The organism is Deltaproteobacteria bacterium (assembly GCA_028818775.1).
In the GTDB taxonomy this organism is placed as follows: domain Bacteria; phylum Desulfobacterota; class Binatia; order UBA9968; family JAJDTQ01; genus JAJDTQ01.
On the sequence record JAPPNE010000022.1, the window covers coordinates 1 to 3,861 of the forward strand.

Here is a 3,861-nt window from a genome sequence, read left to right on the forward strand (position 1 = left end):
GCGGCGAGGTCAGGGCCATCTCGGCGTTGAGCAGCATCAGCAGCCCGAACCACACGGGGTCGTAGCCCAGGGCTATCACCACGGGCAGGAAGATCGGGACGGTGACCATGAAGATGGTCACCACTTCCATGATCATGCCCAGGATGAGCACCACGATCATCATGCCGATGATGATCAGGATGGGCGCCACGTCGAGTCCGGCGACGAAGCCGCTGATGCCCCGGGTGATGCCGGCGAACGCCATGATCTGGCTGAAGGTGGCCGAGGAGGCGAAGATCATCAGGATCATGGTGGACACCCGCACGGTGCCGCGCAGCGACACCAGCACGAGGTTCCGGTCGAGCTTGCCGTAGACGCCGGCCAGGATGAACGCCCCCAGGGCACCGGTGACCGCGGACTGGGACGGCGTCGCCACCCCGAGGAAGATGAGGCCCAGGGTGAGGAAGACGATGAGGCCCAGGGGCACGACGTACACCAGGGTCTCGTACACGCGCTGCCCCAAGGGCGGCCGCTCCACTGCGTACGCGGGAGCGAGATCCTTCTGGATGGCCGCCCGGGTGACGATGTAGATCATGTAGAGCGCTGCAAGCATGAGCCCGGGAATCGCCCCGCCGATGAGTATCTTGGCCACGGATATCTTGGCGATGGCCGCGAGGATGATGGCGAGCCCGCTGGGCGGGATCATCATGGCGAGGCCGCCGCCGCCCAGGATGGGACCCAGGCTCATGGGCTTCTTGTAGCCCTGCTTCTCCATCTCGGGGGTCAGCACGGTGGCCATCACCGTGGAGCTGGCCAGGGACGAGCCGCTCATGGTGGCGAACAGCGTGGCGAAGGCGATCCCCAGGATCGACAGCCGTCCCGGAATGCTGCCGAGCCAGTCGCCCAGCACCCGGAGCATGGTGTTGCCCATGCCGGAGTGGAAGATCACCATGCCCATGAGCGTGAACTCCACGATGGCCAGCAGCGTGAAGGTGGACAGCGCGGTCTGCATGTTGAGCACCACCAACTCCATGCCCGGGCCGCCGCCCCAAAGGGTCAGCGCGCCGCCGGCGGTCACCAGCATGAAGACGAAGGCGATGGGCAGGCCGGTCATCAGCAGCACGACGATGACCGAGAAGAAGGTCAGCAGCAGGAGCGGCCAATCCATGGCGTTACGGGTTCCTGGCCGGAAGCCGGGCGATCATCCCCGGTCCTCCGATGAAGTCCCGGCGTCCTGCCAGCGTCGGTAGTAGCCGCAGGTCCGGCGCATGAACTGGATGCACAGCGATGCGGCGCCGATGGGGATGGGGATCAGGAGCGGATACAGGGGCGGCTTGAGCGGGCTCTCGTACATCTTCGTGCCGGCCATGTACTCCATGACCGTGGTGGTGGTGGCGAAGTAGGCCAGCACCCCGGTCACAAGCACGCCGACGGCCGAGGTCACGATTCCCAGGAACGCCTGGTTCCTCCGGCTCAGCACCTCCACCACCACCTCCACCTTGACGTGGCCGTCCTCCCGCAAGAGCCACGCCGCGCCGAAAAACGCCAGGTAGAGGAGACAGTACTCGGCGAGCTCGATGGCCCACCCCAGGGCCGAGGCGAAGAACTGCCGGCTGGCGATGTCGGAAAGGGTGAGCAGGGAAGCCAGGACCACGGCCACCGCGGAGACCAGCATGGAAACGTCCAGGAACCGGTCCCAAGCGGCGCCGAGTTTCGTGAGGAAGACCTTCACCGCGTCCTGACCCCTCCCCGAGAGCACATCTGAAGCGTGAGCGGGAAACAGGAAAGGCAGACCCCGCGGCCGTCCGTCCCGTGTCGGCGGCGCAGGGGCTGCCCTCCTGTCAGGTGTCCGCCCCGAAAAGGATCACTGGCCCATCAAGGGCCGCATCTTGCCGACGAGTTCCTTGCCGACGCTCTTCTCGACCCGCGCCCAGGACTTGGTCATGACGTCGTTGAAGAAGCCGTCGTTGACGTCCTTGGGCCAGTCGATGCGCACCATGCCGTTCTTCTTGGCAACCTGCCAGGCATCGTCGAACTCCTTTTTCTTGAGGCTGACGAGGCCCTTCTCGGTCTCCGCCGCGGCATCCACCAGGGCTTTCTGCAGGTCGGCGGGCAGGCTGTTGAACTTCTTGAGGTTGACGCAAAGCACCGTGTTCTGGGCCGTGAAGAAGCCCGGGCCCACCCAGTACTTGAGCACCTCGTAGAGCTTCCCGTCCACGACGGTTGCCATGGGCGCCGGCCTCACGTCGATCAGGCCCCGTTGAAGGGCCGAGTACACTTCCGGACTCGCGACCCGCACCTTGCGCCCGCCGGCCCGTTCGATGATGGGCTCGTAGATCCCGGAAGTCCGGAATCCCAGGCCCTTCAGATCTTCCGGCTTCTCCGCCTTCTTGGTGCTGACCAGCACGTAAGGCGTGGCCGTGGAGGTCCGTCCCAGGTAGCGGAACCCGGCCTTCGCGAACTCCGCCACGAGGAAGTCGTAGAGTCCGCTCTTGCGCTCCTCCGCCGGAGTGAGCTGGGAGAGGTGGATCACCTGCGCCGCCTTGACGTGGAGCACATAGGCCCACGCCACGCTCATGTCCAGCACGCCCTTTTGCACCGCGGCGGGCTGCTTTCTTCCCGGCGTGATTTCGGGTCCGCCGATCCAGTCGATCTTTAGCTTTCCCTTGGACTTCTCCGCCACCAGCTCGATGAACTTGGGTATGGCGGACAGGGTGACGGCCGTCTTCGGATCATAGGTGGCCAGCTTCAAGGTGACGGTGTCGGCGGCGGCCGGGTTCCAGCCCGAGAACGCCAGCAACACGGTCAGGATAAGGCCCGGTACGAAAACCTTTGCACGTTTCATGGCGATACCTCCTCGGTGCGTCCTTGAACAGCCGGTTACGTTCCGGCCAAAGCGCCCCGACGTTACTCGTTAAAACGAGAGGATGTCAAGGACGGTTGGGCACCTCGGCTACTCCGTGAACTCGAGAACGTCGAGCCCGCACAGCCGATCCAGCAGGTACAGCCGGCCGTTGGACCGGTCGAGAAAGATGTCGTTGCTCTGGACGATGGACTCCCCCTGGCCGGGTTCCGGCATGTAGTAGCCGATCTCCCGCGGACTCCAGGGGTCGCTGATGTCCACGGCGCGGAGGCCGCCGGCGAACCAGGTGACGAAGATCGTGTTGCCCTGGACCTGCTCCTGCGGTTGATGGGAGCCGAACCATTCGTCGGGATTGAAAGGCTCGTCGTTGGGTACCCGGAAGGTGGCGATGGGCACGGGTTGGGTCTCCTCGGTGATGTCGACGATCCACATGAAGGCGTTGGGCGCCGGGGTCAGCCGGTCCACCACTTCCTCGTCCGTGACCACCAGCAGTCGCCGCCCCTGGATGGTCTGGGGGATCGGCAGGGCGGTGTGGGTGGGGCAGGGGTAGGGCGGGCTCCAGTCGAGGCCGCCGACCCTTTGCGGACGGGTCATGTCCGAAATGTCGAGAATCACGAAGCCGCCGTGCCAGTAGCTGGTATAGAGCCGGTCGCCCAGCCGGAGCGGATGGTGGCAGCGGTGCCGGACGCCTTTCCACGTCGGGGTTTCGCCGCCCGCGGTCCACTGCCCGGGCATCCACCAGCGCCCCACTTCCTCGGGCCTGGTCGGGTCCTTCAGGTCCAGGATCATCATGATGTTGCCGACGTAGCCCTCCACCTGCGGCGAGAAGTAGGCGTAGTCGCCGTCGAAGTCGAAGCGGTGCACGCCGGTGCCCCCGGCCCGGTAGAAGCCGATCTCGCGGGGGTTGGCCTTGTCGGCCACGTCGTAGATCTTGAGTCCCCCCTCAAAGCCGTTCCTGGCCACGCCGCCGTAGCGTTCGTTGTTCACGAGCATGACGTCGCCGTGGACCCGGACCTTGT

General features: G+C 65.3%; 4 protein-coding genes. All 4 read right to left on the bottom strand.

Annotation, left to right across the window (positions count from 1 at the left end; all coding sequences use genetic code 11):
• On the bottom strand, positions 1-1,147 hold a 1,147-nt coding region (locus OXU42_01715), incomplete at its 3' end, for a TRAP transporter large permease subunit (GenBank protein ID MDE0028106.1).
• A gap of 33 nt (positions 1,148-1,180) precedes the next feature.
• Positions 1,181-1,711, bottom strand: coding sequence for a TRAP transporter small permease subunit (locus OXU42_01720; protein MDE0028107.1), 531 nt, complete (start codon positions 1,709-1,711; stop codon positions 1,181-1,183).
• 132 nt (positions 1,712-1,843) lie between these two features.
• Complete coding sequence (dctP, locus tag OXU42_01725; protein MDE0028108.1) at positions 1,844-2,824, bottom strand: TRAP transporter substrate-binding protein DctP; 981 nt, start codon at positions 2,822-2,824, stop codon at positions 1,844-1,846.
• Between the two features lie 108 nt (positions 2,825-2,932).
• The coding region (locus tag OXU42_01730; protein ID MDE0028109.1) for a hypothetical protein at positions 2,933-3,861 on the bottom strand (929 nt) is incomplete at its 5' end.

Coding starts and splice junctions, on each gene's coding strand:
- dctP (MDE0028108.1), bottom strand. CDS start 2,824: ATGAAACGTGCAAAGGTTTTCGTACCGGGCCTTATCCTGACCGTGTTG.